The organism is Streptosporangium sp. NPDC000095, from assembly GCF_042899335.1.
GTDB lineage: Bacteria > Actinomycetota > Actinomycetes > Streptosporangiales > Streptosporangiaceae > Streptosporangium.
Genome location: NZ_JBIAZS010000003.1, coordinates 214633 through 240930 on the forward strand (window position 1 = coordinate 214633; position 26298 = coordinate 240930).

Sequence of the window (26298 nt, forward strand, 5' to 3'; positions counted from 1 at the left end):
AGGACCTGAAGTCGAGGCTGACTTTTCCTGGAGGAACCGGATCTGTGGTGGAACCGGACCGCCTGGGGAACCGGATTTGTTGGAGGCGCCGGACCGTATCAGTGCCTGAAGGGCGGCCCTCAGTGGTGTGAAGGCCGCCCCTGAAGAGGCGTCAGCGGTGGCGGACCTTGGTGGTGAGGCGGTTGAGGATGCGGTCCCACTCGGTGCCGAAGGGGTTGTCCTGGACGAGGTAGGTCCAGGTGGCGGTGGGACGCTTGAGGCCCGCGCCCTCCAGGTCCAGGCCGTCGGCGGTCACCGTCGCGGTCTCGAAGGTCTCGATCGAGCGTGACTCGATCTCGGCCAGCAGCCGCTGGTAGGCGGGGACGGCGTCCTTGTGGAACTCGTCGATCGGGTTGAGCCGCCCGAGGACCCGCAGGTGGATGCCCTCTCGCAGCTCTCCCAGGTAGGCCAGGTGCTCGGCCCAGCCGCGGTCGAGGTGGAAGAGCACGATCTGGCGGGCCGCCTCGTGCAGCACGTCCTCCTCGACGCTCTCGCGAAGCTCCGCCCACCGCTCGGGGGCCGCGGCGGCGAGGGCGTCACCGGCCACCCGCTCGCGCAGGACCCGGTCGCGACGCTCCAGCAGCTGGCCGCGCTGGCGCTCCAGCAGGCGGGTGTAGCGCCAGGTGTTGCGGTGGATCTCCATGTTGACGCCCTCGGCGACCCGCTGGGCGTGGCCCACCAGGGAGTGCTCGGGCACGCCCTTGGCGTACTCGTCGGCGACGTAGTGGGCGATCAGCTCGTCCTCGCCGCTGACGTAGAAGACCGAGCCGCCGGGGTCGCCCTGGCGGCCCGCGCGCCCGCGGAGCTGGTCGTCCAGGCGGCTGCTGGTGTGGCGGCCCGAGCCGATGACGTACAGGCCGCCGAGCTCGTCGACGCCCTCGCCGAGGCGGATGTCGGTGCCGCGCCCGGCCATCTGGGTGGAGACGGTGAGCGCGCCGCGCTCCCCGGCGCGGGAGATGATGGCCGCCTCCTCGGCGTCGTTCTTGGCGTTGAGGACCACGCACTCCAGCCCGCGCCCGCTCAGGGTGAGCGCGAGACGCTCGGACTCGGCCACGTCCATGGTGCCGATCAGGATCGGCCGTCCGGTGGCGTGCACCTCGACGATCTCCTCGACCAGCGCGAGGTCCTTCTCCATCCGGTACTCGAAGAGCCGGTCGGGCTCGTCGGTGCGCACGCACGGCCGGTTGGAGGGGATCACGGCCACCTTGAGGTCGTAGAACTCCCGCAGCTGGTCGCCGACCGCGACGGCGGTGCCCGTCATGCCGCACTTCTCCGGATAGCGGGTGATCAGCGCCTGGACGGTGATCGAGTCGAGGATCTCACCGGTCTCCGAGGGCGAGAGCGCCTCTTTGGCCTCCACCGCCGCCTGCAGTCCGTCGGGCCAGCGCTGCAGCAGGGCGACCCGGCCCCGCGAGGGGTTGATGAGGTGCACCTTGCCGTCGCGGACGATGTAGTCGACGTCCTTGGTCAGCAGGGCGTGCGCGTGCAGGGCGAGGTTCACCTCGGTCAGTGTGGCCGGGGTGTCGTAGAGGTCGAGGCCGAGCGCCTGCTCGACGGTGTCGATGCCCTTGCTCGTGAGGTGGACGTTGCGCGCCTGGTCGTCGAGCTCGTAGTGGTAGCCCTTGACCAGCTGCCTGACCAGCACGGCCATCTCCGGAACCGCGTCGCCGGGGTCGGCGGCACCGGCGAGCACCAGCGGCACCCGGGCCTCGTCGACGAGCACGGAGTCGGCCTCGTCGATCACCGCCACGGCCGGCGCGGGCACGATCAGGTCGTCCACGGAGGTGCTCAGCCGGTCGCGCAGCACGTCGAAACCGATCTCGCTCACCGAGCCGTACGTCACGTCCGCCGCGTAGGCCGCCCGGCGCTCGGCGGGCGTGGAGTTCTGCCCGATCCAGCCGCTGGAGACGCCGAGCGCCTCGTACAGCGGGCCCATCCACTCGGCGTCACGCTGGGCGAGGTAGTCGTTGACCGAGATGACGTGGACGCGCTTGCCCTGCAGGGCGTATCCGGCGGCGGCCATCGCACCGGACAGGGTCTTGCCCTCGCCGGTCGCCATCTCCGCGACGTTTCCCGACAGCATCGCCAGCATGCCGACCAGCTGCACGTCGTAGGGGCGCAGGTCGAGCGTGCGGCGCGCGGCCTCCCGCACGATCGCGCAGAACTCGGGGAGGTCGTCGACCGAGGGCGCGGGCAGCTCGTCGAGCGCGCGGATCCGCTCCTCGCGGGTCCCCGCCTCGGCGACGACCCGCTCGAACTTCGAGAGGTCGATGGTGCCGGGGCGTTCCAGGAAACGCCGGAAGAGCTGGGTAATCGAGGCCACGTTCCCTCCAACGCCCGGTTCCGGGCTCGCGTTCCGTCTCTTCGCACATTGTGGTGCAAAGATCGGCCGTTCAGGATCGCGGTGCGTCCGCCAAACTTTCGGGGCACCGGCGACTTGTCACGCTTTAGCATGATAAGTCGGACGCGATTTTAGCCAATACGCCCCAATAAAAGGCGGGCCTTCCGGGTGACCCAGGGCCCAGGGCTCAGGGGCCGGGATGCCACGGGACGGCCCAGGGGCCGGGTGGCCGGGGCGCGCGAGGGGCCCGTGCGGATTCGTCGGGATGACCTGGGGCGTCGCGAGGTCTCCCACGGATCTGTCGGGACGGCCCGAGGCGCCGCGAGGGTCCCCGTACGAATTCCTCGTACGGGGACCCTCACCGACTTTTACGCGGCTACACCGACGCGATCACCCCTCTCCTTCAGGGCGAGCAGGGCGACCGCGCCGAGCAGCAGGGCGCTCCCGCACGCCGCCGCCGGAGTGAGCCGCTCGCCGAGCAGCAGGATCCCCAGGATCGCCGCGCCCACCGGCTCCACGAGGGAGATCACGGCGGCCGTCGTGGCGCGTACCGCGACGAGACCGGTGAAGAAGAGCCCGTAGGCCAGGGCCGTCGGGACCGTACCCAAATAGACGACGACCGCCCAGGAGGCGAGTGGGTCACCCGAGGGCAGCAGACCCTGGGCGAGCGCGACGGGAAGCAGACAGAGCCCACCGACGACGAAGCCACCCATCGCGGTGACGTACGGCTCGTCGGTGGAGGCCCGGTTGAGCAGGGTCACCCCCGCGTACCCGGCCGCCGACAGCAGCGCCCAGCCGATACCGGCCGCGGAGAACGTCGCCGACCCGCCGTCGAGCGTGAGCATGGCCAGGCCGGTCAGGGCGATCGCGACCGCGCCCAGTCCCGTGGCGCTCAGGCGTTCGCCCAGCAGCAGAAACCCGCCCGCGGCCACCAGGACGGGGGTGGCGCCTATCGTGACCACGGTCGCCACGGCCAGGCCCGATTCGGCGATCGCCGCGAAGTAGGCCGTCTGGTAGACGGCCATCGCCACGCCGGTGACCAGGATCCGCCGGAGCATCGAGCCCCGCCGGGCGGGGCGGGCCCGCCGAAGGACGGAGAACGGTCCGGTACGTCGGGTTTCTTGGGCGGCCTGGTTCCAGGTGGTGGTGAGTGGTCGGGGCTGTCGGGTTTCTTCGGCGGCCGGGTTCCATCGGGTGGGACGGTTTCGCCGGATGGTGGTGGACGTTTCGGCGGTCCCGGGCCTGCCGAGGCCGAACAGGAACCTGGCCAGCAGGAGCACGGCCGCTCCGGCGGCGAACCGCCAGAAGGAGACGGCGACGGGGCCGAGCCCGCCCGTCTGGTGGAGCAGCGCGCCGGCCGCGCCGCCGGTGCCCCAGGCGGTCGCCGCGATGGACACGTACAGCAGGCCCCGCCGTACGGAGACATGCGTCATGGAGATCTCTCCAGATGAGGTGGTCGTCGTCAGGTCGCACGTATGCGGACGGCAAGCACCCACCGGACCACTCGGGTCCGGTCGTCAGGAGAGAAGGGCCGCCCGCTAGAGGGCGGGGGGCGGGGAAATGATCGGAAGCACGGGGTAACCCTAGCCAGGTGCTCTGCGCGGCGGCCACCACTTATGGGCCGCTGCCCTTCACACAGGTCACTGCTCATGGGACAGGTGCCCTTTGCGAGGGTCTCCCCTGTGGGACAGATGCCCTTTGCGAGGGTCCCACCTGTGGGCAGGAGCCCCTCGCGGCGGCGACCGCTCACGGGCCGGGCGTCTGTCACGGCGGGCATCACCTGTGGACCGGATCCTCTTCGCAGGTTCCCCGCCTACGGATCAGGTGCCCTCACGGCGGTCACCACCACGGATGGAGATGTCCCGGCAAACGTGACAGCAGCTGACAGGTATGGGCGAGACGATCGCTCCATGACCGCAAAAGCGCAATTCATCGCCGTGACCATCGACTGCGCCGAGCCCAGGCGGCTCGCCGAGTTCTACGCGGCCGTCTTCGGTTACGAGGTTCAGTACGCGGAGGACACCTACGCCGGCATCGGCGACGGCACGATGAGCATCTACTTCCAGCAGAATCTCGACCGCAAGCCGTCCACGTGGCCCGGCCCCGACAAGCAGTTCCACCTGGACGTCCGCGTCTCCGACCTGGAGGAGGCCGTCAGGGACTACCTGGAGCTCGGAGCCACCCGCCCCGACTTCCAGCCGGGCGAGGGAAAGTGGGTCGTGCTCGCCGACCCCGAGGGGCACCTGTTCTGCGTCTGCCCGCCGAGCGGTCAGTGACCACCACAGACAGGGTCTCGTGCAAATCGGCGAAACTCCCTACCCGTTCGCCGGGCGCTCTAAGCTTGCGGGATGACCCGTGATTCGCTTCTTTCTGGATGCCTTGTCCGTTATGTGGGGTGGCGATGACCTGGGTCGGGATATCCATCGCCCTGGTCGGGGCGCTGGGCTACGCACTGGGGGCCGCGCTCCAGCAGTTCGAGGCGGTCTCCGAGGGCGCCTCGCTGAAACTGATGAGGCGGCCCCGCTGGTGGATCGGCGGCATCGTCGGTTTCACCGGGGCGTCCCTGCACGCCGTCGCCCTCAGCTTCGCGCCGCTCATCATGGTGCAGCCGATCAGTGTGCTGACGCTGGTGTTCGCGGTACCGCTGGCGGCGATGCTGCACGGCAGGCGCCCGCACAGGGCGGAGCTCGTCGGTTCGGGCGCGGTGGCCGTCGGACTGCTCGGACTGCTGCTGCTGGTCCCCGTGCACCCGGTGAAACCGCACATGACGAACTCGGAGGCGCTGGGTTTCCTCGGCTGCGTCGGGCTGGTCGTGCTCGTGACCCATCTGGTGGGGCGGAGGATGACCGGCCAGGCCCACGCGCTCGTGCTGTCGGTCGCGGCGGGCGCCGTGACGGCGAGCGTCTCCACCTTCGTACGGGTGGTGGGCGGCGGCTTCGACGGTGACCTGCGCACGCTGCTCAACTGGTTCACGCTCGCCATCCCCGTGCTGCTCGTCTGCGCGGTCGTGCTGCTGCAGAAGACCTACGAGGTGGGCTACTTCGGCATGTCCTACGCCGCGGTCCAGATCGTCGACCCGATCGTCTCCATCCTCGCGGGGGCGCTCCTGCTCGACGAGGCGGTGCCCAGCGGCTGGCTGAACGTGATCCCCGCCCTCCTCGCCGCCGCGCTGCTCGTCTGGGGGACGATCACCCTGGGGCGGCTCTCCCCTGACCGGGGGGTTCCCGCCGCGGTGCGTGAGAAGGCGGGCGTCGTTTAGCGGGCGTCGTCCGTACGGGTTTCCGCCAGGCGGCTTTCTCGCGTTCGCACGGTTTCCGCCGGGCGGTTCTCTCGCGTTCGTGCGGGTCCCGGAGGTTCTCCGGTGATTTTCCCGGGAGAAACGGTCACGCGGAGGGCGGTGTCCAGCCGAACACCTCGTCCATCGGGCCGTTCACGCCTGAGGGGGCGAGCCGCCAGCTGAGCGCCGTCATCGTGTCGCGCAGCCGCACGGCGAGCGGGCCGCATATCCGGGTGACGCGGCAGATCGCGGCGGACCTGGCCACGATCTTGGACGTACGCTCAAGCCGAGCGGCGGTGTAACCGGCCAAGGGGTCGACTCCGCCGCTCCCACCGGTGGCTCTGTCGTTTCCGGCGTATGCTCCACGCCCCTTCCCCGTCGTCCTGGCGCTCCCGCCCGTCGCCTCGCGGCTCTCGCCCACAGGTACGGCACTCGCGCCGTTCGCTCCGGTGAACCCCTCGCCGTCGCCGACCACGTGGGCCAGCACCACCGCGTCCTCGATCGCCTGGCAGGCGCCCTGACCCAGGTTGGGAGTCATGGCGTGCGCGGCGTCGCCCAGCAGGGCGACCCTGCCCCGGTGCATGGCGGGCAGGGGGGTGGCGAGGTAGCGGATGTCGTTTCTCAGGACCTTCTCCGATGAGGCCGCGGCGAGCAGCTCGGGGATAGGGGAGTGCCAGTCGCCGAACAGGCGTCGCAGCTCGGCCAGCTGGTCTCCACCACCGCCGCCCGCGGGGACGGTGTCGGTGGCGTAGCAGTAGGACGTGCCGCCGGCCAGTGGCATCACGCCGAAGACCCTGCCGCGCCCCCAGCTCTCGTACGCCTCACCCGGGGCGCCCGCGGCGGGGATGAGCACCCGCCAGCTGGTGACGCCCGCGTAGCGAGGGGCCGGATGGCCGGGAAACAGGGCCGACCTGATGACGGAGTTGATGCCGTCGGCCACCACCACCAGGTCCGCCTCCACCTGCTCGCCGGGGAGAGTCACCACACCGCTCTCCGCGTCGACCCCCGAGACCCTGGCGTTCAGCCGAACCGTGCCGGGGGTGAGGCGGGAGAAGAGCATGGCGATCAGGTCCGCGCGGCGCAGCAGCACCACGGAGTCGCCGCCGTGGCGCGCGGAGGCGGCCTCCGCGCTCGTCTTCACCAGCCATCTGCCGTCGGAGCGCCGGATGCCGCCGCTGCCCTGGACCACCGACAGCTCGCGGATCTCGTCACCGGCCCCGAACGTGTCGAGCGCCTTGAGCGCGTTGGCGGCGACGGCCAGTCCCGAGCCGACCGACTCCAGGGACGCCGCCCGCTCGAACACCGTCACGTCCCAGCCCCGCCGCTGCAACGCCACCGCCGCCGCCAGCCCGCCAATGCCCGCTCCGATGACCGTCGCACGCGCCATGACCCTCTCCTTTACTACGAATGTAGTGAATATTACTACGCCTGTAGTTAGACTACAAATGTAGTATCGAGGGGTGAAGTCCCAGCGTGCCGAGCTCGTCGCCGATACCGCCATCGACCTGCTCGCCGATCGTGGAATGCGCGGTCTGACCCATCGAGCGGTGGACGAGGCGGCGGGACTGCCGCCGGGATCGACCTCCAACCTGGCCCGCACCCGGTCCGCGCTCCTGGAGCTGACCCTCGCGCGTCTCACCCAGCTGGAGTCCACCGCGTTCGCGGCGGCCCCCGCACCCCCCGGGGCGGACATGGTCGAAGCCCTCGCCGAGATGACGGCCCAGGCGCTCTGGACACAGCTGACGGTCGGCCGTCGGCAGACGATCGCCCGCTACGAGCTGGCCTTCGAGGCCAACCGCAGACCGGAGCTGCGCACGATCTACGACAGGGCCGGTGAGCGCTTCCGCGACCTCGCGGTCGCGATCCTCTCCGCCGCGGGGTCGTCCGACCCGGTACGGCACGGGCGCCAGTTCGTCGCCTTCGGCGAGGGGGTGATGTTCGACGCGCTCATCGGCGCCGGAGCCGAACCGGCCCTGGACGACCTCCGGCTGGGGGTGCGGGAATTCCTGCGCGGCATGCTCGGCGAGGGAGCCGCATAGGCGCGGGGACGCGGTTCAGCGGGGCAGGCCGGTGAGGCGGGCGCGGTGGGCGGGCCACTCGTCGTCGAGGATGCTGAAATAGGCGGTGTCGCGCCAGGTGCCGTCGGTGCGACGGCGCTGGCGGCGCAGGACGCCCTCGGGGACGCCGCCGATGCGCATGATCGCGTTCTGCGAGCGGACGTTCAGGTTGTCGGTCTTGAGCTGCACCCGGTTCACGCCCAGCTTGTCGAAGGCGTGGTCGATCAGCAGCACCTTGCACTCGGTGTTCACCGCGGAGCGCCACACCGACCTGCCGTACCAGGTCCAGCCGATCTCGATGCTGTCGGCGTACCCGGGGGTGTCGATGTAAGTGGTCCAGCCGACCGCGCGGCCGGTCTCCCGCAGGATCACCGCGAACGGCACGTGGTCCGGCGTCCCGGCCAGCCGCGCGGCGATCTCCGCCAGTGCGGCCTCGGTGCGCGGGGTCGGGGCGGGCATCCAGCGCCACACCTCGTCGTCACCGCCACCGGCCAGGAACAGGTCGGGCACGTGGTCGCCGGTCAGCGGCTCCAGTCGTACGTTCTCGCCTTCGAGGGTGACGGGCGCGGGCATCTTCGCGGTCATGGGGACGACCCTAGAACCCACAGTGGACCTGTCCGAAGGTCCACTCAGGAGGTGTTCCCGGGGACCACTCCGCGCTCGAGGTGGGCCAGCCTGCGGCCCGCCGCGCAATCCTCGATCAACAGCGTGAGACGTCTCTCCCTCGTCTCGGGCCGCTTCGCGGTGGTCACCCAGTGCAGCGCGGTCTTGCGGTAACCGGGCGGCCGGCTCTGGAACCACTCCCACGCCGTGCTCTCCGCACGGAAGCGGCGCTCCTGCTCCTCGTCCAGCGTGGCGGTCTCGGCCTGCTCGTGGGAGTAGATCACCGAGTTGTCCTCGGTGCGCCGCTCGAAGGCGAGCAGCCCCGCCGGACGCATGAGACCGCGCTCGGTCAGCTCGGCGACCTTGGCGATGTTGACCGCGCTCCACGTACTGCGCGCCTTGCGCGGCGTGAAACGGATGCTGTAGCTCTCGGCGTCGATGCCTTTGCGTACGCCGTCGATCCAGCCGAAGCACAGGGCCTGCTCGACGGACTGGGGCCAGGTGAGCCCTGGGCGGCCTGAGCCCTTCTTGGGGAATCCCACCAGCAGTTCCGTCTCGGTCTCGTGGTGTGCCTCCAGCCAGGCGCGGAACTCCTCGGGGGTGGCGAAGAAGACGGGGTCCATGGGGTCCAAGGGTAGGGGGTGTGTCGACAGGCATACCGTCCGGTCGGTACTCTCGCGGGAGACTGTGAGGAGGGTCCATGGATTTCGCGTTCGACGCCAAGACCGAGGAGCTGCGGGGACGGCTGCTCGGTTTCATGGACGAGTGTGTGTATCCGGCGGAAGAGGCATTCGAGGCCCAGGCCGCCGAGAGCGGGTGGGCCAGCCCGCCGCTGATGGAGGATCTCAAGGAGGAGGCGCGCAGGCGTGGCCTGTGGAACCTCTTCCTGCCGGGTGAGCACGGCGCGGGCCTGACCAACCTGCAGTACGCGCCGCTGGCCGAGATCATGGGCCGCTCGCCGAAGATCGCTCCCACCGCGACCAACTGCGCCGCCCCCGACACCGGCAACATGGAGGTCCTCTCCATGTTCGGCAACGAGTGGCAGCGCAAGGAGTGGCTGGAGCCGCTGCTGCGCGGCGAGATCCGGTCGGCGTTCGCGATGACCGAGCCCGACACCGCCTCCTCCGACGCCACCAACATCGCGCTGTCGATCGTGCGGGACGGCTCGGAGTACGTCGTCAACGGCCGCAAGTGGTTCGCCTCCGGCGCGATGAACCCCAAGTGCGCGATCTTCATCGTGATGGGCAAGACCGACCCCGAGGCGTCCTCGCACCGGCAGCAGTCGATGATCCTGATGCCGCGCGACACGCCCGGCATGCACATCAAGCGCGGCATGCACGTCTTCGGCTACTCCGACTCCGACCACGGCGGACACGCCGAGATCGTGTTCGAGGACGCCAGGGTGCCGGTCGACAACCTGATCGGCGAGGAGGGCGGCGGCTTCGCGATCGCCCAGGCACGCCTCGGCCCCGGCCGCATCCACCACTGCATGCGGCTCATCGGGATGGCCGAGCGGGCCGTCGAGATGATGTGCCTCCGGACCCTGTCGCGGAGCACGTTCGGCAAGCCGATCGCCCAGCAGGGCGTCGTCCAGGACTGGATCGCCGAGTCGCGGGTGAGGATCGAGCAGCTCCGCCTCCTCGTGCTGAAGACCGCCTGGCTGATGGACACCGTGGGCAACCGGGGAGCCCACGCGGAGATCCAGGCCATCAAGATCGCCACACCGCGCGATGTGGAGTGGATCCTGGACAAGGCCGTCCAGGCCCACGGCGCCGGAGGCGTGAGCCAGGACTTCCCGCTGGCCGCGCTCTGGGCCGGAGCGCGCTCGCTGAGGCTGGCCGACGGCCCGGACGAGGTCCACAAGCGCTCCCTCGCCTACCGGGAGCTCAAGAAGCACATGTGACCGGCGCCGCCCGTCGGCCGTCCCGCACGCCAGGGGCGGTGGGTGGTGTCTCCGAGCTGGGGAGAGCACGAACCGACGTGGATCGGCGGGCGGTGTGAGGCGTTCCAAGGCCGGGCGTGGGGTGCGCGAACCGACGCGAGTCGGCCAAGATTGACGCGGGTCGACGGAGATCGACGAAGGGAGCCGTTCGTGGCGCTGGACGAGAAGGCGGTGAGGGAGCGCGCCGCCGCGTTCCTGGCCGGGCACGACCCCGCCGGGGATCGGCTGGAGTTCCTGAGGGCCAGGTTCGACGCCGGACTCGCCTGGGTGCACTTCCCCGAAGGGCTCGGCGGGCTCGGAGCCGCACGCGAGCTGCAGAACGTGGTGGAACGCGAGCTGGAGGGGACACCGCAGCTTGATCTCGGGGTGCAGACGATCGGGCTGGGGATGGCGGCGCCCACGATCCTGACGTTCGGCACCGACGAGCAGCGCGCACGGTTCCTGCGTCCGCTGTGGACGGGCGAGGAGATCTGGTGCCAGCTCTTCAGCGAGCCCGGTGCCGGTTCCGACCTGGCCACGCTCGGCACCCGCGCGGTGCGGGACGGCGACGAGTGGGTGGTGGACGGGCAGAAGGTGTGGACCTCCGGCGCCCACCACGCCCGGTGGGCGATCCTGGTCGCCAGGACCGACGTGGACGTGCCCAAGCACCGGGGACTCACGTACTTCGTGTGCGACATGCACGCTCCCGGGGTCGAGGTGAGGCCGCTGCGGCAGATCACCGGCGAGGCCGAGTTCAACGAGGTCTTCCTCACCGGCGTACGGCTCGGTGACGACCTGCGGCTGGGGGAGGTCGGCGACGGCTGGCGGGTCGCGCAGACCACGCTGATGAACGAGCGGGTCGCGATCGGCGGCGCGCCGGTCCGGCGGGGCGGTGGCATGGTCGGCCTGGTCACCGAGACCTGGCGCTCCCGGCCCGAGTTGCGCACCCACGACCTGCACCAGCGGCTGCTGCGCCTGTGGGTGGAGGCGGAGGTGACGCGCCTGGCCGGGACGCGCCTGCGCGAACAGCTCTCCGCCGGGCAGCCGGGGCCCGAGGGCTCCGGTATGAAGCTCGCCTTCGCCGACCTCAACCAGGCTCTCTCAGGGTTGGACGTGGAACTGCGCGGCGAGGAGGGCCTGGTCTACGACGACTGGACCTTCCGGCGCTCCGACACCGTCGACTTCTTCGGCAGGGGGCCCGGATACCGCTACCTCCGCGCCAAGGGCAACTCCATCGAGGGCGGCACCTCGGAGATCCTGCGCAACATCATCGCCGAGCGCGTGCTCGGCCTTCCCTCGGAGCCCCGCGTCGACAAGGACGTGCCCTGGAAGGATCTTCCGCGATGACGGGAACGGGCTCGACGCGGTGAGCGGAGCGGGTCGCGTGGTGCATGAGGAGCGGTGAGCGGTTGTGACGGGAGTGAACCCGGCGCGGTGAGCGGAGCGGGTCGCGAGGTACGAGTGGTCCGCGTGGCGAATGAGGAGTGGTGAGCTGTGACGCTGCTGTACACCGAGGTCGAGGAGGAGCTGCGCGCCTCCGTGCGGGATCTCCTCGCGGACCGCTGCGGGGCCGCCGCCGTGTTGAGGCGGGTCGAGTCCGGGACGCCGTACGACATGGACCTGTGGAAGACGCTGTCGCGGGAGATCGGGGTCGCGGGCCTGCTCGTGCCCGAGATCTACGGCGGGGCGGGGGCGTCGGCGCGGGAGGTCGCGGTGGTGCTGGAGGAGCTGGGGCGGGCGGTGGCGCCGCTGCCGTTCCTCACCGGTTCGGTGCTCGCGACCGAGGCCCTGCTGCAGGTCGGCGAGGAGGATCTGATCCAGGAGCTCGCCTCGGGGGAGACGACGGCGGCGCTCGCGGTGTCGCTGGCGGCTTCGCCGTACCGGCCGCTGCCGGAGACCGTCACCGCGGACGGGGGGATCCTGAACGGCGAGGTGAGGGCGGTGGCGGGCGCGGAGGTGGCGGACGTGCTGCTCGTGCCCGTCGGAACGGCGCTCTACCAGGTGGAGGCGGCGGATGTCCGGATCGAGGTGGTGCCGTCGCTCGACCTGACGCGCCCGGTCGCCACCGTCACGTTCTCCGACACTCCCGCCGGTGAGGCGATCGGCCGGCTCGACGTGCGAAGTGTGCTGAGCTTCGGCGCGGGACTGCTCGCCTCGGAGCAGCTCGGGGTCGCCGAGTGGTGTCTGAGCACGACGCTCGCCTACATCAAGGAGCGCCGGCAGTTCGCCCGCCCGGTGGGGTCCTTCCAGGCGATCAAGCACCGGATGGCCGATCTCTGGCTGGACGTGGTGCGCGCCCGCGCCGCCGCGAGGAACGCGGCCGACCTGCTCGCCGCGGACCCGGGATCGCCCGGTGGACAGGAGGCGGTCCGGGATCGCGAGCTGGCGGTGGCGGTGGCCGCGTCGTGGTGCTCGGAGGTGGCGGTGCGCGTCGCGGAGGAGAGCGTGCAGCTGCACGGCGGGATCGGGATGACCTGGGAGCACCCCCTGCACCTCTATCTCAAGCGCGCCAAGTCCGCCGAGGTCGCGCTCGGCACTCCCGGTGCCCACCGGGACGCCCTGGCGGCTCTCGCGGACCTGCCCGCGCCGGTCTGACCGGGGGTCAGGCGGGGAGCGTCCGTTGGTTCGGGCGCAGCGAGGTGAGCAGCAGGTCGGCGAAGTGCGCCCCCAGCTCGGGGCCGGAGAGCGCGCCCTCCGCGCTGTACCAGGTGCCCAGGTGGTGGACGGAGCCGAAGAAGAAGTCGACGACGATGTCGGCGGGGATGTCGCTCCTGAAGGTGCCCTCGCGCTGCCCCTCGGTGACCAGGTCGCGGAAGCGCTCGTGATAGCGGCGCCGCTCGGCGCGTACGACCTTGCTGGTGTCGGGCGCGAGCAGGTGCATCGAGCGGAAAAAGATCTTGAAGTCGTCCAGGTTGTCGACCGTGGTCGTCACGACGTCCGCGGCGGCGGAGTACAGACGCTCGGACACCGGCCCCGGGCCGTCGGCGAAGTGCGTCAGGCGCTCCATCTGCAGGCGCAGCACCCGCCCGTAGATCTCGTGGAGCAGGTCGTCCTTTGAGTCGAAATAGTGGTACATGGCGCCCTTGGTGACGCCGGCCGCCGAGACGACCTCCTGCACCGACGTGCTCTCGAAGCCCTGCTCGGCGAACAGGCGGGTGGCCTCGCTGAGCAGGCGTTGTCGTACCGGCTCCTGGTCCTGAGTCATGCGTCCCCCATGGTGTGGTGTGGGAAAGCATACCGACTGGTCGGTTACGTCGCCGGTGACTGGCGAATACGTGTTACTTGCGTCACCTTCGCGGCTCAGGGATGGCTGGAGCCCCCGGTTGGGTATTTCATAGTCTAAGGATCTTCAATGTGGCAGGTCCCCCCACCTTTCCTCTTATCGACCGTTCCAGCCATGGGGGGTTCGCTATGCCGGGCGGATCTATCTACGTGACGCCGGTTGACCAGGTCCACGGCCTGTCGCCGCAGGTCATGTACGAGCAGTTCTGGATCAAGGAAGTCGTCCACCGCAGGAAGGTGCGCGCGGTCAAGGCCGCGGCGGGCCTGGTGGTGGGCGTCGCGCTCGCCTACCGGTTCGGCCTGTCCCCGGTGATCCTCGGGCTGCTGGGCGGCCTGCTCGTCGCGGGCGCGGACACGTACTGGACCTGGAGGCAGTACGACGCCACCGCCGTCTGGCGCGGCAAGCGCAGGGGCGAGACCATCACCGCCAAGCTGCTCCGCCGCAAGCTGCGCAGGGCGGGCTACCAGATCCTCGAAGGCCGGGCGATACCGGGAAAGGCCTCGGTGGACCACCTCGTCATCGGCCCCGGTGGCGTCTGGGTGGTGGACAACGAGGCGTGGGACCCCGACACCGAGATCGCTCGCTACGGCGAGCGGTTGTTCCTGGGCGAGAAGTACGGCACGAAGGTGGCCAAGGCGCTCGTGGAGGTCGCCGATTCGCTGGCCGAGGTGCTCTCCCGCGAGTCGGGCATCCCCGTCACCATCGAACCCCTCATCGCCGTGCACGGCGGGGAGATCAGGCGGTCGGTCACCGCGGAGGGGATCACCCTTCTCAAGCCCCGCCTCGTCTCGCGCTGGATCCTGCAGGGTCCCCGGGCCGATTTCGACGAGGCCCAGGTCGAGGTCCTGGCCAGGACCGCGGCCCGGGTGCTGCGCCGGATGAGCTGAGCGCGCCCGGCCCGTTCTCCGGACGAGTTCCCGAGTGCGTCCGGCCTCTTCGGACAGGGTCCTCAACGCGCCCGGCCCGTTCTTCGCGCAAGGTCCTCAACGCGTCCGGTTCGTTCTTCGGACAAGGTCCTCAACGCGCCCGGCCCGTTCGTCAGACGAGGTCCTCGATGAAGGCCGCGAGCTGCTCGACGTTCCGGCACTCGTGCATCGGCACGACCCCGCCGTACGCCGTCGCCAGCGAGTCGCCGCTGTCCCACTGGTTGGTCGGCTCCGGATTGAGCCAGTAGGAGTGCCGGGCGCCGTCGGCCAGGCGCCGCAGCGTCTCCAGCGCGGGCGGCCGGTAGTTGGACCGGGCGTCACCCAGGATCAGCAGGGACGTCTTCGGCCCGACGGCGTCGCCGTACCGCTCGGCGAACACCTCCAGCGCGTGACCGTAGTCGGTCCGGCCGAACCGCACCATGTCGGCCTCCCGCGTGAGCCGGGTCATCGCCTCCACCACGTCCGCGCCCGGCACGAAGAACCGGGTGATCTCGTCCACGGTGTCCACGAACCCGAACGCGCGCACCTTGGTGAACTGCTCACGCAGCGCGTAGGTGAGCAGCAGGGTGAAGTGCGCGAAGGAGGCGACCGAGTCGCTGGTGTCGCAGAGGATCACCAGCTCGGGCTTGTGCGGCCGGCGTGGCCTGTTGAAGGTGGTGAGCGGCACCCCGCCGCTGGACAGCGAGGCCCGTACGGTCCTGCGGAAGTCGAGGCGGCCACGGTGGCCGAGCCGGTGCTTGACCGTGAGCCGGGCGGCGAGGCGGCGGGCGAGCGGATGCACCTCCCGGCGGAGCCTCGCCAGGTCGGCCTTGGTGATCCGCAGGAAGTCGAGCCGCTCAAGCGGCGGGCGTACGGAGGCGCGGGCGATCCGCTCGATCCCGGAGTCCTCGGCGATCCGGCGGCGCACCTCCCCTGAGACGGCCTCCTTGAAGCGCTCGGTGTTCTCGGTGATCCGCTGCCGGGCCACCTTCTCGGCGAGCCCGCCGCGTTCCCGGCCCGCGAGGACCTCGGCGAGCAGCCGCGCCATGAGCGTCTCGGGGGAGAGCGCCCGCATCACCGGGTAGGAGAACCAGTTCTGCCTGCCGGGACCGGCGGGCACGCGGCCGAAACGCTCCACCATCGCGCGTACGAACTCGTTCATGCCCTCGGCGCCCAGCAGCAGCTCGGCGAGCCGGTCGCGCAGCTCGGGAACCTCGGCGCTCTCCGGGGCCGGCAGGCCGGGCTCGGCCTCGCGCGGCGCGCGCAGGCCGGTCGTCGAGGCGGGGAACCACAGGTCGAACAGCGTGTCGAAGCCCGGCCGGTGCGAGGGCCGCTTGACCAACGTCGCGGCGTACGCGGCCCGCACCGACTCCCGTTCGGTCAGGTCGATCACCTCCAGCGCCCTGGCCGCGTCCAGTCCTTCGGCCGGTGACACCGGCAGCCCGGCCTCGCGCAGCGCGTGCACGAACCCCACATGCCGGTCGAGCAGGCTCACCCTCGGCCCCCCGCCTCGCGAAGAGCGCCGCCCACGCCGTGAGTCGAGCCTCTCGCGCCTCGCGCTCCGTGGAGCGGGTTTCCCGCGCCGTTTCTCGTGCCCTTCACAGAGCGAGCTCCTTGCGGGCGCGCGTCTGGTCGGAGGCGTGCTTGAGGACGACGCCGAGGGTCGCCCCGATCGCCTCCTCGTCCAGCTCGGTCCTGCCCAGCGCGAGCAGGGTGTTGGCCCAGTCGATCGTCTCGGCGATCGAGGGCGACTTCTTCAGCTCCAGGGTGCGCAGGGTGGCGACCGTGCGGGCGAGCTGCTCGGCGAGGCTCGCCTCGATCGCGGGCACCTGGGCCAGCACGATGTCGCGCTCGCGCTCCGGCGTCGGATACTCCAGGTGCAGATAGAGACAGCGCCGCTTCAGCGCCTCGGAGAGCTCGCGGGTCGCGTTCGAGGTCAGCACCACGTACGGCTTCCGTACGGCGGTGATCGTGCCGAGTTCGGGGATCGTCACCTGGTAGTCGGACAGGATCTCCAGCAGCAGCCCCTCCACCTCGACGTCGGCCTTGTCGATCTCGTCGATCAGCAGGACCGTCGGCGTCTCCGAGCGGATCGCCGCGAGCAACGGCCGCTCCAGCAGGAACTCCTCGGTGAAGATGTCGTCGTGCGTGGCGTCCCAGTCCTCGCCCTGACCGGCCTGGATGCGCAGCAGTTGCTTCTTGTAGTTCCACTCGTACAGCGCTCTGGCCTCGTCCAGCCCTTCGTAGCACTGCAGCCTGACGAGCCGGGCGCCGGTCGTCGCCGCCACGGCCTTGGCCAGCTGGGTCTTGCCCACCCCCGCGGGCCCCTCGGTGAGCAGTGGTTTGCCGAGTGCGCCCGCCAGGAAGACCGAGGTCGAGATGGAGTCGTCGGGGAGGTAGTCGGCGGCGTCGAGCCGCTCTCCGGCGTCGCTCGGTGAGGCGAACCACATGTGTGCTCCCAGGACAGGACCGAATGTTGTTCTACCTTAACCGGTGATCATCGTCGGCCGCCGTCCGCCCTCGGCCGGCGACCGTCACGATTTCAAGGCCACGCCCGATGTGCGCTATTGTTCAAGGGCTTCAAGCGCCGCTAGCTCAGTTGGTTAGAGCAGCTGACTCTTAATCAGCGGGTCCGGGGTTCGAGTCCCTGGCGGCGCACAGCGGTTCCGAACAGCGCATTCCTTGGTCATAAAGGGATGCGCTGTTCGCATTCAGCCCGCCCGTTCGCCCAGCTTCATCCGCGCATCCGGCACGAGGCCACCGCCGCGTGAAAGGATCGTGTCCATGCCCGCGCCCGGCGCCGCCCTGCCGCCCGCGCTCGAAGCACACACCCTCCTCGTCGCCGCCGTCATCGTCCACGACCAGACGCGGCAACGAGTCCTCCTCATACAGCGAGCGGCCGGAGCGAAGTTCGCCCCCAACCACTGGGACCTTCCCGTCGGCAAGGCGAGCAAGGGCGAAGTGATCACCCAAACCGCGGTCCGCGAGCTGAAAGAGGAGACCGGACTGGTCGTAGACCCCGCCGACCTGCGAGTAGCCGGTCTCATCCACTGCTCCTGGGGTGTCGAGGCGCCGAACGGCTTCGTCACCGTTGTCTTCGTCGCCGACACCTGGAGCGGCACCCCGGTCAACGCCGAACCTCGCAAACACGCACGCGTCGCCTGGCACCCGGCAGACCGGATACCTCAGGCATTCGTGTCCACCACTCGCACCGCGCTGATCAACTACCTGACAGGTGGCCCCATGGTGACCACCGAGGGATTCTGATCCCCAGTGATATCTCCTCCGGTCACAGGCCACCACTTACCGGAACGGTGACGCCTCCGCGTGCTGTCAGGCGGGCGGCGGCGAGTGGGCCTCGCCCGTTACCCGCACCGGGTGGTGTCGGCGGCATTGATCACCTTCAGGGCTCCGAGCCGCCCGGTCCGTGGCCTTCACACGGTGGTGCGCCGTTGTTTCCTTCGAGGGGGGCGAGTGTCCAGTGGTCGCCTCGCGAGGGGATGGACCTGATGGTTGAGTGTGTTCTGGTCGTCCGAAGGTCAACGCTGGACATAAACCAATCTAAAAGGTAGGAATAGTATGAAACGTCTCGCGCATCTTGAGGAGCAGCCATGACAGCCAAACTGATCGACCTGGCCGCGTACGTCCAGGAATGGCAGGACTGGCACCACCGGCACGAGAGAGCGCTGGCCGATCCCCACGGGTTCCTCGCCGTCACGAACCTGCACTGGCTGACGCCTGAACCGCAGCGCCTGCCGGATGCCCCAGGGGAGTGGTCGACCGGCGGCGAGGGCGTAGTTGTGACCCTCGGCGACGCGGAGGAGCTGGTCGTGGACGGCACGCCTGTGCGTGGCCGGTACGTGTTCGGCCACATCCCCGAACGCGCTTCGATCAATGCCGCCTGGGGTGAAGCGGTGATCGAGGTGGCCAAGCGGGGCGGGCATGACATCGTCAGGCCCAGACACCCGGATCACCCGCTGCGTGTCGCGTTCGCCGGCACTCCGGTGTTCCCTCCGGACCCGCGATGGTTGGTCGTCGGCCGCTACCTGCCGTTCGACGAGCCCCGGCCGACGGACGTCGGGGCGGCGGTGGAAGGGCTGAGGCACGTCTACGACGCGCCAGGGCGGGTCGAGTTCAAACTCGACGGGCAGACGCTGAGCCTGACGGTGTTCAACGGTCACGCGCCGGGCAGCTTGATCGCCCTGTTCACCGATGCGACCTCCGGCGTGACCACCTACGCCGCCAACCGCGTCCTGCAGCTCGGGGTGCCCGATGTCGACAACCAGGTGACCGTGGACTTCAACCGGGCCACGAACCTGCCGTGCGCCTACACCGACCTCGCCACCTGCCCGCTGCCGCCGGAGGAGAACCGGCTGCCGGTCGCGATCGAGGCAGGCGAGAAGATCCCCTACGAGCGCGGCTGACGTCCGGACGAGCGCGCCCGTGGCCTGCGTGTCCCCCGTGTCACCGGCGCCTCCGCGTCCCGTGTCACCGGAACGGCGACGCCTCCGCGTGCCGTCAGGACGGCGCGGAGGCGAGAGGGCGGCCGCCCGTTACCCGCACAGGGTGGTGTCGAGGGCCTTGATGACCTTCATGGCTCCGGCCTCGCTGCTGGGCAGGGCGGTCACCGCGAGCGCGGACGCCCGGCCGTCTGTGGTGGCGGCGTTGCGGGTCTCGTAGCCGTCGATGTCGCCGCCGTGGCCCCATCCGGTGTCGCCGCAGCTCAGCTTCATCTTGACCACGCCGAGCCCGTACCGCCAGCCCTCGGGGAGCCCAGGGGCCTTCACCGTCTTCTTCATCTCCGCCAGTTGCGCGGACTTGAGCAGTTTGCCGTCCAGGAGGGCGAGGAAGAAGGTGTTGAGGTCGTCCGGGGTGCCGATGAGCTGGCCGGCCGCGCCGCCCCAGGACGGGTCCATCGTGGTGACGTCGATGAACTTACCCTTGGGCTCGCTCACCGTGTAACCGCGGGGGTGCGGGCCCTTGACGGTCTGGTCGCCGACGCCCGGCCAGTAGGTGTCACGCAACCCGGCACGGTCGATGACCCGCTTGGTGACCTCTTCGGCGATCGGCCGGCCGGTGACCTTCTGCACGATCAGGCCGAGCAGCAGGTAGCCGGTGTTGCTGTACTCCCAGCTCTTGCCCGGCCTGAACGACGCCTTGTGGCGCAGCGACACGTCGATCATGTCCCTGGCCTCGACATAGCGATGCTGGATCTTGGAAAAGTCCCCGTGCATGTAGCGGGTGTAGTTGGGCAGGCCGCTGGTGTGCTGGAGAAGCTGGCGGACGGTGATCTTACGCCCATCGCCGGCCTTGCCGCGGATCATCCCGGGCAAGTACTTCTCGATCGGCCCGTCCAGCTTGATCCTGCCCTCGCCGACGAGCTGCAGCACGACGGTGGCGACGAACGGCTTGGTATTGCTGCCGATGCGCACCCGGCCGTCGGCCGGCACCTCCTCCCGGGTCTCCAGGTTCCCGACGCCCGCGGTGTAGTCGGTGACGCGCCCTTCGCGGCCGCGCACCGAGGCGAGCGCGCCGGGAAACTCCTTGCCGACCAGCCCGTCGAGCGCCTTCTGCACGCCGTCGTCGAGACCGGCGGCCGAGGAGACCGACGCCCCTGCCGAGGCCGAGGCGGCGACCGGCGCGGCAGCGGCACTTACGGCGATCAGCGCGGCGAGCCCGCAGGCGAGGAAGCGGGATCGGGGAGAGGAGGGGGTGAACATTGGAACTCCTTGTTCGAGGGGGTGCTTTCCGACCTCTGAAGCATGTCGCGAGGGAGGTCATCGCTTCGATCCCGCGAACTGGAGATCCTTGGTACAGCTGGTACTACCTCATGGCCCGTTCCGCGACCGCGGCGTCTATCCGCGCAATGCTCGCCGCGGCTCCGTTCTGGCGAGGTCTGCCGAGTCGTGGCGCACGGCATCGCTCGGCCGCGGGCTTCTGAACGTCTGCGTACTCACCGGGAGCGGCGCGCCGTCCACCTTGGGCGCGCAATCGGTTGTTCCCCGTCCCGGCTCGGCGTTCGTTCGAACGACGCCCACCCGGAAAACGATCGCGGGAACGACTCTGGATATGGGGAAAGGTAGCGCCGAGGGCGTGGTCGTCGAGCCCGCGCTCCGCGCCCCGGTTGTCGGCGAAAGCAGGCCGATATCGCGGATCGGCTGATTACGATGGTTCGATGACCGAACGTCGAGCGCTGCTCATCGGTGTCCCGGAATGCGATGACACGACTTTCTCGTCCATTTCCCAGGTGGTGCGGAACGATATCCAGAAAATGCGCTCGGCGCTGGCTTCTTCTGCCTACTCGATCGATTCGATCGGTAACGACGGACAGGACCCGAGCGGAAGCCGCGTTCGCGCCGCCATCAGGAAGGCGTGCGCCGGGGCTCCGGAGCGAAGCGTTCTGCTCCTTTACTTCTCCGGCCACGGCATCAGCATCAACGGCGTCGACTACCTGGTTCCCAGCGACGCGTACCGGGAGAACGGCGTGCTCGTCCCGGAGAGTCTCGTGCCGGTGATTCCCGACCTCAGCAAGTGCCGTGCCAAGCTGGTCGTCTTTTTCGTCGACGCCTGTCGTGACGACCCGGCCGGGCGGCCGTCCGAGGGGGCCTGGGGCGGCGTCTTGCACTATCCGGCCGGTGGCTCCCAGGTGATGGTCGCGGGGTGCGAGCCCGGACAGTTCTGCCGCTACGGCGAGGATGGCAGCGTCTTCACTCGGACACTCGCCAAAGTGCTCGACCGGCGCAATCCGGCCCGGACGCTCAGCGCGGTGCTGGCCGAGGTGAGAAAGGAGATGAGCCGGACGACCGGCCTCGGCGACGACCGTGTCCAGCTTCCGAACGCCTATCCGAAGGTTATGGCGCGCCATTCGGCCGACACGGTGATCTGTGAGGGCGATCAACTGGTTTCGGCGTGGCGTCGCGCCGCGGCCGGCAACAAACTCTGGAACCTGGCCGCCGATGCCTCCGAGTCGTTGCGGGAGAAGGTGGCGGCCCTCGCGGAGGACTGCGCCAGAAAACATCTCGAGGTCGCCGACCACCTCCGTGAGAAGACCGTAATGGTGGACCACTGGTTCGACCCGAACTATCCGGAGCGGGTCATCGACTTCACCGCGCAGCTCTTCGGGGAACATGTGCCGGTTAGGCCCGAAGAAGCAGCGGCGTTGATCGCCGCCCCTTTTCTGCGGGAAACGGTGCTCGCCGAGGGAGTGTGGCTGGCGGCCGGCATTCGGCCCGGCGATTTCAAGCGCAGCTATGAGACTGGCGAGCGCACCGACCTCGAACTCACTCATGAGATGTATCCGCAGGTGATCCGGCGCGCGGAAGGGCTCGCGCGCCGTGGCCAACAGGAGGCCGCGGAGACGCTCGTCATGTGGCTGGTCCATCGCTGGCTCACAGGGGTGGACGGCCTGTGGAAGTGCGATCGGTCAGAGCGGTTCATCGAGCGGGGAGCGTCCCTGCTGTCCGGTGCCGTCTCGGAGCTCAGCCTGCGCGAGTGCCGACGGCTGATGGAAACCCTCATGCGTGCGATCGCCGCAGCGCCGGTCGACCCGAAGCTCGAAGACAGGATCGGGCTGCTGCCGGAGAGCTGGCGCGGGCATGTCGGAGTGCTCTGGCTAGCGGGGACGCTGGCCGCAGACCCCCGGCGAATGCCGACGGTGATCGCCGATCACATCGGTACCGGGCTGGAGTTGCCACTCACCTCGGTCAAAAACGCCGCCGGGCTTCTCCGCATCCAGCAGCGCAAGAGCGCTCTCGACCTCAGCCTGATCTGCGAGCACCCGGCCCAGCACGCCGCGTTCGAGGCGGTGGCCGTCGCGGCCCAGCACATCCTCGGGCGCCTCCGCTGTCTGGGCCATCTGGGGCCGGTCGAGGACGCGCTTCCGGTACGGATCACCCATGAGGGGGTGCGGGCCGACCGGCCTAGCGCTGACGGCGCTCCCGTCTACCAGGTGCCGCTCACCCGGTTCAGGCTCTCCGAGGACAAGATCCGGGAATTGCTGATGGGTCGCCAGCTCTACGACGACCCGTCGCTGGCCATCCGCGAGCTCTACCAGAACGCCCTGGACGCCTGCAGATACCGCGACACCCGGCTCGAGGGGCTGCGTAGACGCGGCAGGCGACCGGCGGTGTGGGAGGGAGCGGTGACCTTCCGGCAGGGCTTCGAGAACGGCCGCGAGTACGTCGAGTGTGAGGACAACGGTGTCGGCATGGGCCGGGAGGTGCTGGAGCAGGTCTTCGCCCACGCAGGGGAGCGCTTCGTCCACCTACAGGAGTACCGCGCCGAGCACGCGCTCTGGCAGGAACTTGACCCGCCGCTGCGGATGGTGTCCAACAGCCAGTTCGGCGTCGGCGTCTTTAGCTATTTCATGATCGCGGATGAGATCCTGCTGGTCACCCGGCCGGTGGATCAACAGGGTATTCCCTCCCCCGAGGGATTCACCGTTCAGATCGCCAGCAGCGGCAGCCTCATGCAGGTGACCCCGTCGGAGGAGATGCTGGGCGGCGGCACCCGGATCCGGCTTTACCTGACCGGCGACGAGGAAGAGGAAAAGATCTCCGTCCTGCAGACGCTGCGCCGGCTGCTGTGGATCGCCGAGTATCGGGTGGTGGCCTCGGAGCACGACTCGGCCCCTGAGGAGTGGTCACCCAGGAAGCTCCGTTACCAGGACGAGTCCGCCGAGTCGCTCGAATACGACCGTGACCTGTGGTGGGTGTCCGGCGAAGGCGGGCTCGCGGCCGACGGCCTGCGGACCAACGAGGAGATATACGGACTCGTCGTCAACCTTCGTGACGAGCACCGCCCGCAGTTCACCGTCGATCGTAAGAAGCTCCGCACCTGGCACGAGCAGTGGGTCAACGAAAGGATTGACAAGTCACTGCCGATGCTCATGGACTGGCCGGGACTGTCGCTGTCCTGGTTGTGGGATGTCACGGAATCGACGCCGGAGGTGGCCCAGCGGGTCTTCGATCACCTGGTGAGGAGCGGGACCGAGATCCAGGCCGGTGGCGGCTGGGGGCAGGGCACGACGGTCCCGGCGGCACAAGTCGGTTGTGTGCCCGAGGACAGGGAACTGTTCGACCCGAAGAACTGGCACTCCTTCTACGCGGGCTGGTTCATGACCTGGCGGTCCGGTGTCTGGAAGCGCCTTGTCGGCGGCCAGCGTACTTTCAGGCGCATCCCGAGCGCCCTGTCCGTCGAGGGGTTTCCGGTCGCGGGCCCCATCGACGGTGCCCTTCTGAGCAGGCTGAACTGGAGCACCTACGACACCCCGGTTCCCGTGGAGGAGATCATTCTCGCGACCGCGCATCCGAAACAGCGGATGTCGGATCTGCTGCGGCGAATGCGCAGGTTCGCGATCACCGGTCTGGACCTACGTCATCTTCGCTGCTGTCCGCCTGTGTCCCGAACGTTCAAGGAGGAGGACGCGCCGCTCGCTGGCGCGTTGGCGGCATGGACCCTGCTGGGCCTTTCCCACGCGCCGATCGTCGCCGGGTGGCTCGTGAGGGCGTCCGCTCACCTGGACCAGCCGTTGAAGGAGGTTCTGCGGAGAGCCGCCGAGATCGCACCCCCCGGCTGGTCCGCGCCCGAACTGGATCTGGCGAGGTTGGGTGACGAGATATGCACGACGGCGGAGACTAAGCTCGTCTCGCGGCGTCTCAACGGCAGAGCGCCGTGGATCGAGGGGGAGCTCTCGCCCGACCACATCGCGCATGCGGCGGGCGAACTCGGGCGCGACATCTCGCAGATCCTTCAGATGTGCGACCGGCTCGGACCGCTCGGGGTCGCGGTGGCGGGCCGCGACCGCTATCCGGAGACCTTCGAGCGGGTGGAGGCGGAGGCGCTGCGGCACCTCCAACACGTCGGAGACCGGTTGACCCCGATCAAGCTTATGAACGTCGCGGGAGTGGCCGGAATGAGCGTCCAGGAGGCCAGGTCGGCACTCGCCTCGCTGGAGGAGCGAGGACTCCTCCGGCTCCCGGAGATTCCTGCCGAGCTGGACCTGACACTCGACGCCGACGTGATCGGGTTCATCAACTCGACGATGCGGGCGGTTCGCGGTTCGACCCGGCGACAGGATTTCGTTCTCCGGGAGCCGTGCCTGGCGGTGGCCGGGGCGCTGTCCGGCCGGTACTGGCGGCGAGGCCCGGTTGGCCCGATCAAGGATCTCGTTCCTTTCACCGCTCCGGAGACGGAGATCACCCATGTCGATATCATCCGTCTCGCCACGATGATCTATGGGTCGATCGGCGATGCGCGGCGTGCCTTCTCCGCGGCCTATCCCGATGTGCCCCTTCCCGAGGCGGATCGCAGTTGTGACGACCTGCAACCCTGGGTGCTCTCGGCCTACCTAATCACTCCGCTCTGGAGCTGGGCCCGGCCGGACTGGAGCCTGAGCGCGGGGCACATCGTCAAAGGCGCGATGGATCTCGGCGTCACCGTCGGGGAGTTCCTGGCACTCCTGGACCCCTACCGCCAGTTCGATGCCCCGATACCCGACCTCGAGCCGGAGGCGTCCGCCGAACTGGCCGACTGGCATCCCGATCCGTATGACGCCGACATGCTCACGATCCCCGATGTGGAAACGGCGTACTTCGACGACATTGGCTACCTGGCAGAGATCGACGCGCTGCGGCTGGTGCAGATCGCGGGGCGGCTCGGGATGACCTTGACCGATGCGCATCAGCGGCTCAGCAAGATGGTCCCCCTCGGCCTGCGGCTCGACTACGCAGCCGAGGCCGTCCCCGAAGGAATCGTGTGGTGGTACGACCTGCTGTTGCTGACCGTCTACTTGGACGGGCAGGCGCCCGCGGTGAGCGGTCGCGTCGATCAGGGGCATCTGCGGCGGGTCGCGGGGGAGACCGGAGAGTCGGTCGGGTGGCTGTCCGACAGATTGAGGATCTACGCGCCGTTGTTCTCGCTCACCCTGCCCGAGGAGTCCGTTGATGGCTGAGCATCGTCCTGTCCCGTTCACGGAGGCCGAGTTCGACGGGCAGGTCACCTTCACCGTCGCGGAGATCGACAAAGGGCTGGTCGTCACGGGGAACTGCCCAGGATGCGGGGCGCGGACCTCGACGACGTTCTCGCATGGGACGCCACAGGGGACCAAGGGGGGCCTCCGGCGGAAGCCGCCGGTGCGAGCCACGAAGGTCACCGTTTACTGCGAATGCGGTTATCCGCATCCGGAACGGCCGCCCGAGGTACCGGACACCGGGTGCGGGGCGTACTGGTCGGTTGACATCGGATGAGCATCGAGCGAAAGCGCTGGGCGCAGCGCGCCCAGGCACTACGGTTCGAGCAGCTCACGATTGTTCGGAAGCAGGCCGAGGGCTGGCGGATCGGGCTTAGCGGGTTGACCGCGTTACTGAGCGCCGTGCTGCTGGTTAAAGGCCGCGACACGGTGACCGGCCTGGAAGACTGGGCCAAGGTAACGGTCGCCATCCTGTTGACCGCCGCGTTCGCGGCGCTGGTCGCGGCGACCATGCTCGCGATCAGGGCCGCCTCAGGGACACCCGGTTCGGAGATCCTGCTGACGGGCGAGGATCTCCAGGAGTGGACGCGGCACGAGGTGCGAGCCGTCGGCTGGCGGATACGTGGTGCGGCGGCCTTGACCGTTCTGGCGCTGGCCATGCTGGTGACCGCGCTGGGGTTTACCTGGTTCGGGCCCGATGCCAAGGCCGTCAAATCGATGGTCGAGGTCGTCGGCCCGGCGGGAAGACTCTGCGGGGAACTGATCGGGAGCGCCGATGGCGAGCTGATCATCAAGGAGAGGGGGCTACGGCGCGTGACGTTGAGCCGGGTGATCTCCGTCAGCCCGGTCGAGAAATGCGAATAGAGGTCCTAGAGGAACAGACGTCCAAGAGTACGGAGAACG

At 69.3% G+C, this 26298-nt stretch carries 21 protein-coding genes and 1 tRNA gene; 13 read left to right on the forward strand and 9 right to left on the reverse strand.

Going from position 1 to position 26298, the window contains the following annotated elements; genetic code table 11:
* Window positions 1-151: 151 nt before the first annotated feature.
* Entirely contained in the window at window positions 152-2362 is a 2211-nt protein-coding gene (gene secA2, locus ACFY3V_RS09285) for an accessory Sec system translocase SecA2 (RefSeq protein ID WP_389771681.1), read from the reverse strand.
* Window positions 2363-2748: 386 nt separating this feature from the next.
* Window positions 2749-3813, reverse strand: a complete 1065-nt coding sequence (locus tag ACFY3V_RS09290; protein WP_389771684.1) for a DMT family transporter — start codon at window positions 3811-3813, stop codon at window positions 2749-2751.
* Between the two features lie 477 nt (window positions 3814-4290).
* Between ACFY3V_RS09290 and ACFY3V_RS09295 the strand changes: the two genes are divergently transcribed.
* On the forward strand, window positions 4291-4656 hold the full coding sequence (locus ACFY3V_RS09295; RefSeq protein ID WP_362901754.1) for a VOC family protein: 366 nt from the start codon (window positions 4291-4293) through the stop codon (window positions 4654-4656).
* Between the two features lie 125 nt (window positions 4657-4781).
* Window positions 4782-5639 carry a DMT family transporter gene (locus ACFY3V_RS09300; protein WP_350945150.1) on the forward strand — a complete coding sequence of 286 codons (858 nt, stop codon included), beginning with the start codon at window positions 4782-4784 and terminating at the stop codon, window positions 5637-5639.
* A 124-nt stretch (window positions 5640-5763) separates the two neighbouring features.
* On the opposite strand, the gene ACFY3V_RS09305 is transcribed toward ACFY3V_RS09300, so the two are convergent.
* Window positions 5764-7044 carry an FAD-dependent monooxygenase gene (locus ACFY3V_RS09305; protein WP_389771689.1) on the reverse strand — a complete coding sequence of 427 codons (1281 nt, stop codon included), beginning with the start codon at window positions 7042-7044 and terminating at the stop codon, window positions 5764-5766.
* 73 nt (window positions 7045-7117) lie between these two features.
* Here ACFY3V_RS09305 and ACFY3V_RS09310 point away from each other — a divergent pair, with 73 nt between their 5' ends.
* Window positions 7118-7696: a TetR/AcrR family transcriptional regulator gene (locus tag ACFY3V_RS09310; RefSeq protein WP_362901769.1), complete on the forward strand. Its 579-nt coding sequence runs from the start codon at window positions 7118-7120 to the stop codon at window positions 7694-7696.
* Window positions 7697-7711: 15 nt separating this feature from the next.
* Here ACFY3V_RS09310 and ACFY3V_RS09315 read toward each other — a convergent pair whose 3' ends face one another.
* Together ACFY3V_RS09315 and ACFY3V_RS09320 are read right to left on the reverse strand one after the other, a co-directional pair.
* A complete protein-coding gene (locus ACFY3V_RS09315; protein WP_362901771.1) occupies window positions 7712-8299 on the reverse strand; it encodes a GNAT family protein in 588 nt (195 codons plus the stop codon).
* A gap of 44 nt (window positions 8300-8343) precedes the next feature.
* Window positions 8344-8940 carry a YdeI family protein gene (locus ACFY3V_RS09320; RefSeq protein WP_389771693.1) on the reverse strand — a complete coding sequence of 199 codons (597 nt, stop codon included), beginning with the start codon at window positions 8938-8940 and terminating at the stop codon, window positions 8344-8346.
* A 77-nt stretch (window positions 8941-9017) separates the two neighbouring features.
* Between ACFY3V_RS09320 and ACFY3V_RS09325 the strand changes: the two genes are divergently transcribed.
* From ACFY3V_RS09325 to ACFY3V_RS09335, 3 genes are all read left to right on the forward strand, one after another.
* Window positions 9018-10220 (forward strand): acyl-CoA dehydrogenase family protein, encoded by a 1203-nt coding sequence (locus tag ACFY3V_RS09325; RefSeq protein ID WP_350945156.1) that lies wholly within the window; start codon window positions 9018-9020, stop codon window positions 10218-10220.
* Window positions 10221-10409: 189 nt separating this feature from the next.
* Entirely contained in the window at window positions 10410-11585 is a 1176-nt protein-coding gene (locus ACFY3V_RS09330) for an acyl-CoA dehydrogenase family protein (protein WP_389771697.1), read from the forward strand.
* Between the two features lie 147 nt (window positions 11586-11732).
* The gene (locus ACFY3V_RS09335; protein ID WP_389771700.1) at window positions 11733-12833 is read left to right on the forward strand and encodes an acyl-CoA dehydrogenase family protein; all 1101 of its coding nucleotides are present in this window, start codon (window positions 11733-11735) and stop codon (window positions 12831-12833) included.
* Window positions 12834-12840: 7 nt separating this feature from the next.
* Here ACFY3V_RS09335 and ACFY3V_RS09340 read toward each other — a convergent pair whose 3' ends face one another.
* The gene (locus ACFY3V_RS09340; protein WP_389771703.1) at window positions 12841-13443 is read right to left on the reverse strand and encodes a TetR/AcrR family transcriptional regulator; all 603 of its coding nucleotides are present in this window, start codon (window positions 13441-13443) and stop codon (window positions 12841-12843) included.
* Window positions 13444-13670: 227 nt separating this feature from the next.
* Between ACFY3V_RS09340 and ACFY3V_RS09345 the strand changes: the two genes are divergently transcribed.
* Window positions 13671-14408: a nuclease-related domain-containing protein gene (locus tag ACFY3V_RS09345; RefSeq protein WP_389771706.1), complete on the forward strand. Its 738-nt coding sequence runs from the start codon at window positions 13671-13673 to the stop codon at window positions 14406-14408.
* Window positions 14409-14559: 151 nt separating this feature from the next.
* On the opposite strand, the gene ACFY3V_RS09350 is transcribed toward ACFY3V_RS09345, so the two are convergent.
* Together ACFY3V_RS09350 and ACFY3V_RS09355 are read right to left on the reverse strand one after the other, a co-directional pair.
* Entirely contained in the window at window positions 14560-15921 is a 1362-nt protein-coding gene (locus ACFY3V_RS09350; RefSeq protein WP_389771709.1) for a VWA domain-containing protein, read from the reverse strand.
* A 103-nt stretch (window positions 15922-16024) separates the two neighbouring features.
* Window positions 16025-16876: a MoxR family ATPase gene (locus ACFY3V_RS09355; protein WP_362901784.1), complete on the reverse strand. Its 852-nt coding sequence runs from the start codon at window positions 16874-16876 to the stop codon at window positions 16025-16027.
* A gap of 134 nt (window positions 16877-17010) precedes the next feature.
* Between ACFY3V_RS09355 and ACFY3V_RS09360 the strand changes: the two genes are divergently transcribed.
* The 3 genes from ACFY3V_RS09360 to ACFY3V_RS09370 all read left to right on the forward strand — a co-directional run bounded on the left by ACFY3V_RS09360 (window position 17011) and on the right by ACFY3V_RS09370 (window position 18850).
* Window positions 17011-17084, forward strand: a tRNA-Lys gene (locus ACFY3V_RS09360).
* A 126-nt stretch (window positions 17085-17210) separates the two neighbouring features.
* Window positions 17211-17693: an NUDIX domain-containing protein gene (locus tag ACFY3V_RS09365; RefSeq protein WP_389771713.1), complete on the forward strand. Its 483-nt coding sequence runs from the start codon at window positions 17211-17213 to the stop codon at window positions 17691-17693.
* Between the two features lie 344 nt (window positions 17694-18037).
* The gene (locus ACFY3V_RS09370; protein WP_362901788.1) at window positions 18038-18850 is read left to right on the forward strand and encodes a DUF1684 domain-containing protein; all 813 of its coding nucleotides are present in this window, start codon (window positions 18038-18040) and stop codon (window positions 18848-18850) included.
* 129 nt (window positions 18851-18979) lie between these two features.
* On the opposite strand, the gene ACFY3V_RS09375 is transcribed toward ACFY3V_RS09370, so the two are convergent.
* Window positions 18980-20146 carry a serine hydrolase domain-containing protein gene (locus tag ACFY3V_RS09375; RefSeq protein ID WP_389771718.1) on the reverse strand — a complete coding sequence of 389 codons (1167 nt, stop codon included), beginning with the start codon at window positions 20144-20146 and terminating at the stop codon, window positions 18980-18982.
* A 455-nt stretch (window positions 20147-20601) separates the two neighbouring features.
* Between ACFY3V_RS09375 and ACFY3V_RS09380 the strand changes: the two genes are divergently transcribed.
* Genes ACFY3V_RS09380 through ACFY3V_RS09390 form a run of 3 tightly spaced genes read left to right on the forward strand, consistent with a single transcriptional unit; the run spans window position 20602 to window position 26259 of the window.
* Window positions 20602-25377: a caspase family protein gene (locus ACFY3V_RS09380; RefSeq protein WP_389771722.1), complete on the forward strand. Its 4776-nt coding sequence runs from the start codon at window positions 20602-20604 to the stop codon at window positions 25375-25377.
* On the forward strand, window positions 25370-25672 hold the full coding sequence (locus ACFY3V_RS09385; RefSeq protein ID WP_362901794.1) for a hypothetical protein: 303 nt from the start codon (window positions 25370-25372) through the stop codon (window positions 25670-25672). The genes ACFY3V_RS09380 and ACFY3V_RS09385 overlap by 8 nt, the downstream gene beginning before the upstream one ends.
* Window positions 25669-26259, forward strand: a complete 591-nt coding sequence (locus ACFY3V_RS09390) for a hypothetical protein (RefSeq protein WP_362901796.1) — start codon at window positions 25669-25671, stop codon at window positions 26257-26259. The genes ACFY3V_RS09385 and ACFY3V_RS09390 overlap by 4 nt, the downstream gene beginning before the upstream one ends.
* Window positions 26260-26298 lie beyond the last annotated feature (39 nt).

Bases quoted from the DNA above. Each gene is read 5' to 3' on its own strand.
- ACFY3V_RS09290 (WP_389771684.1), bottom strand. From the start codon at position 3,813: ATGACGCATGTCTCCGTACGGCGGGGCCTGCTGTACGTGTCCATCGCG.
- ACFY3V_RS09340 (WP_389771703.1), bottom strand. From the start codon at position 13,443: ATGACTCAGGACCAGGAGCCGGTACGACAACGCCTGCTCAGCGAGGCC.
- ACFY3V_RS09380 (WP_389771722.1), top strand. From the start codon at position 20,602: ATGACCGAACGTCGAGCGCTGCTCATCGGTGTCCCGGAATGCGATGAC.
- ACFY3V_RS09315 (WP_362901771.1), bottom strand. From the start codon at position 8,299: ATGACCGCGAAGATGCCCGCGCCCGTCACCCTCGAAGGCGAGAACGTA.
- ACFY3V_RS09320 (WP_389771693.1), bottom strand. From the start codon at position 8,940: ATGGACCCCGTCTTCTTCGCCACCCCCGAGGAGTTCCGCGCCTGGCTG.
- ACFY3V_RS09370 (WP_362901788.1), top strand. From the start codon at position 18,038: ATGACAGCCAAACTGATCGACCTGGCCGCGTACGTCCAGGAATGGCAG.
- ACFY3V_RS09375 (WP_389771718.1), bottom strand. From the start codon at position 20,146: ATGTTCACCCCCTCCTCTCCCCGATCCCGCTTCCTCGCCTGCGGGCTC.
- ACFY3V_RS09295 (WP_362901754.1), top strand. From the start codon at position 4,291: ATGACCGCAAAAGCGCAATTCATCGCCGTGACCATCGACTGCGCCGAG.
- ACFY3V_RS09355 (WP_362901784.1), bottom strand. From the start codon at position 16,876: ATGTGGTTCGCCTCACCGAGCGACGCCGGAGAGCGGCTCGACGCCGCC.
- ACFY3V_RS09325 (WP_350945156.1), top strand. From the start codon at position 9,018: ATGGATTTCGCGTTCGACGCCAAGACCGAGGAGCTGCGGGGACGGCTG.
- ACFY3V_RS09385 (WP_362901794.1), top strand. From the start codon at position 25,370: ATGGCTGAGCATCGTCCTGTCCCGTTCACGGAGGCCGAGTTCGACGGG.
- ACFY3V_RS09390 (WP_362901796.1), top strand. From the start codon at position 25,669: ATGAGCATCGAGCGAAAGCGCTGGGCGCAGCGCGCCCAGGCACTACGG.
- ACFY3V_RS09300 (WP_350945150.1), top strand. From the start codon at position 4,782: ATGACCTGGGTCGGGATATCCATCGCCCTGGTCGGGGCGCTGGGCTAC.
- ACFY3V_RS09365 (WP_389771713.1), top strand. From the start codon at position 17,211: ATGCCCGCGCCCGGCGCCGCCCTGCCGCCCGCGCTCGAAGCACACACC.
- ACFY3V_RS09305 (WP_389771689.1), bottom strand. From the start codon at position 7,044: ATGGCGCGTGCGACGGTCATCGGAGCGGGCATTGGCGGGCTGGCGGCG.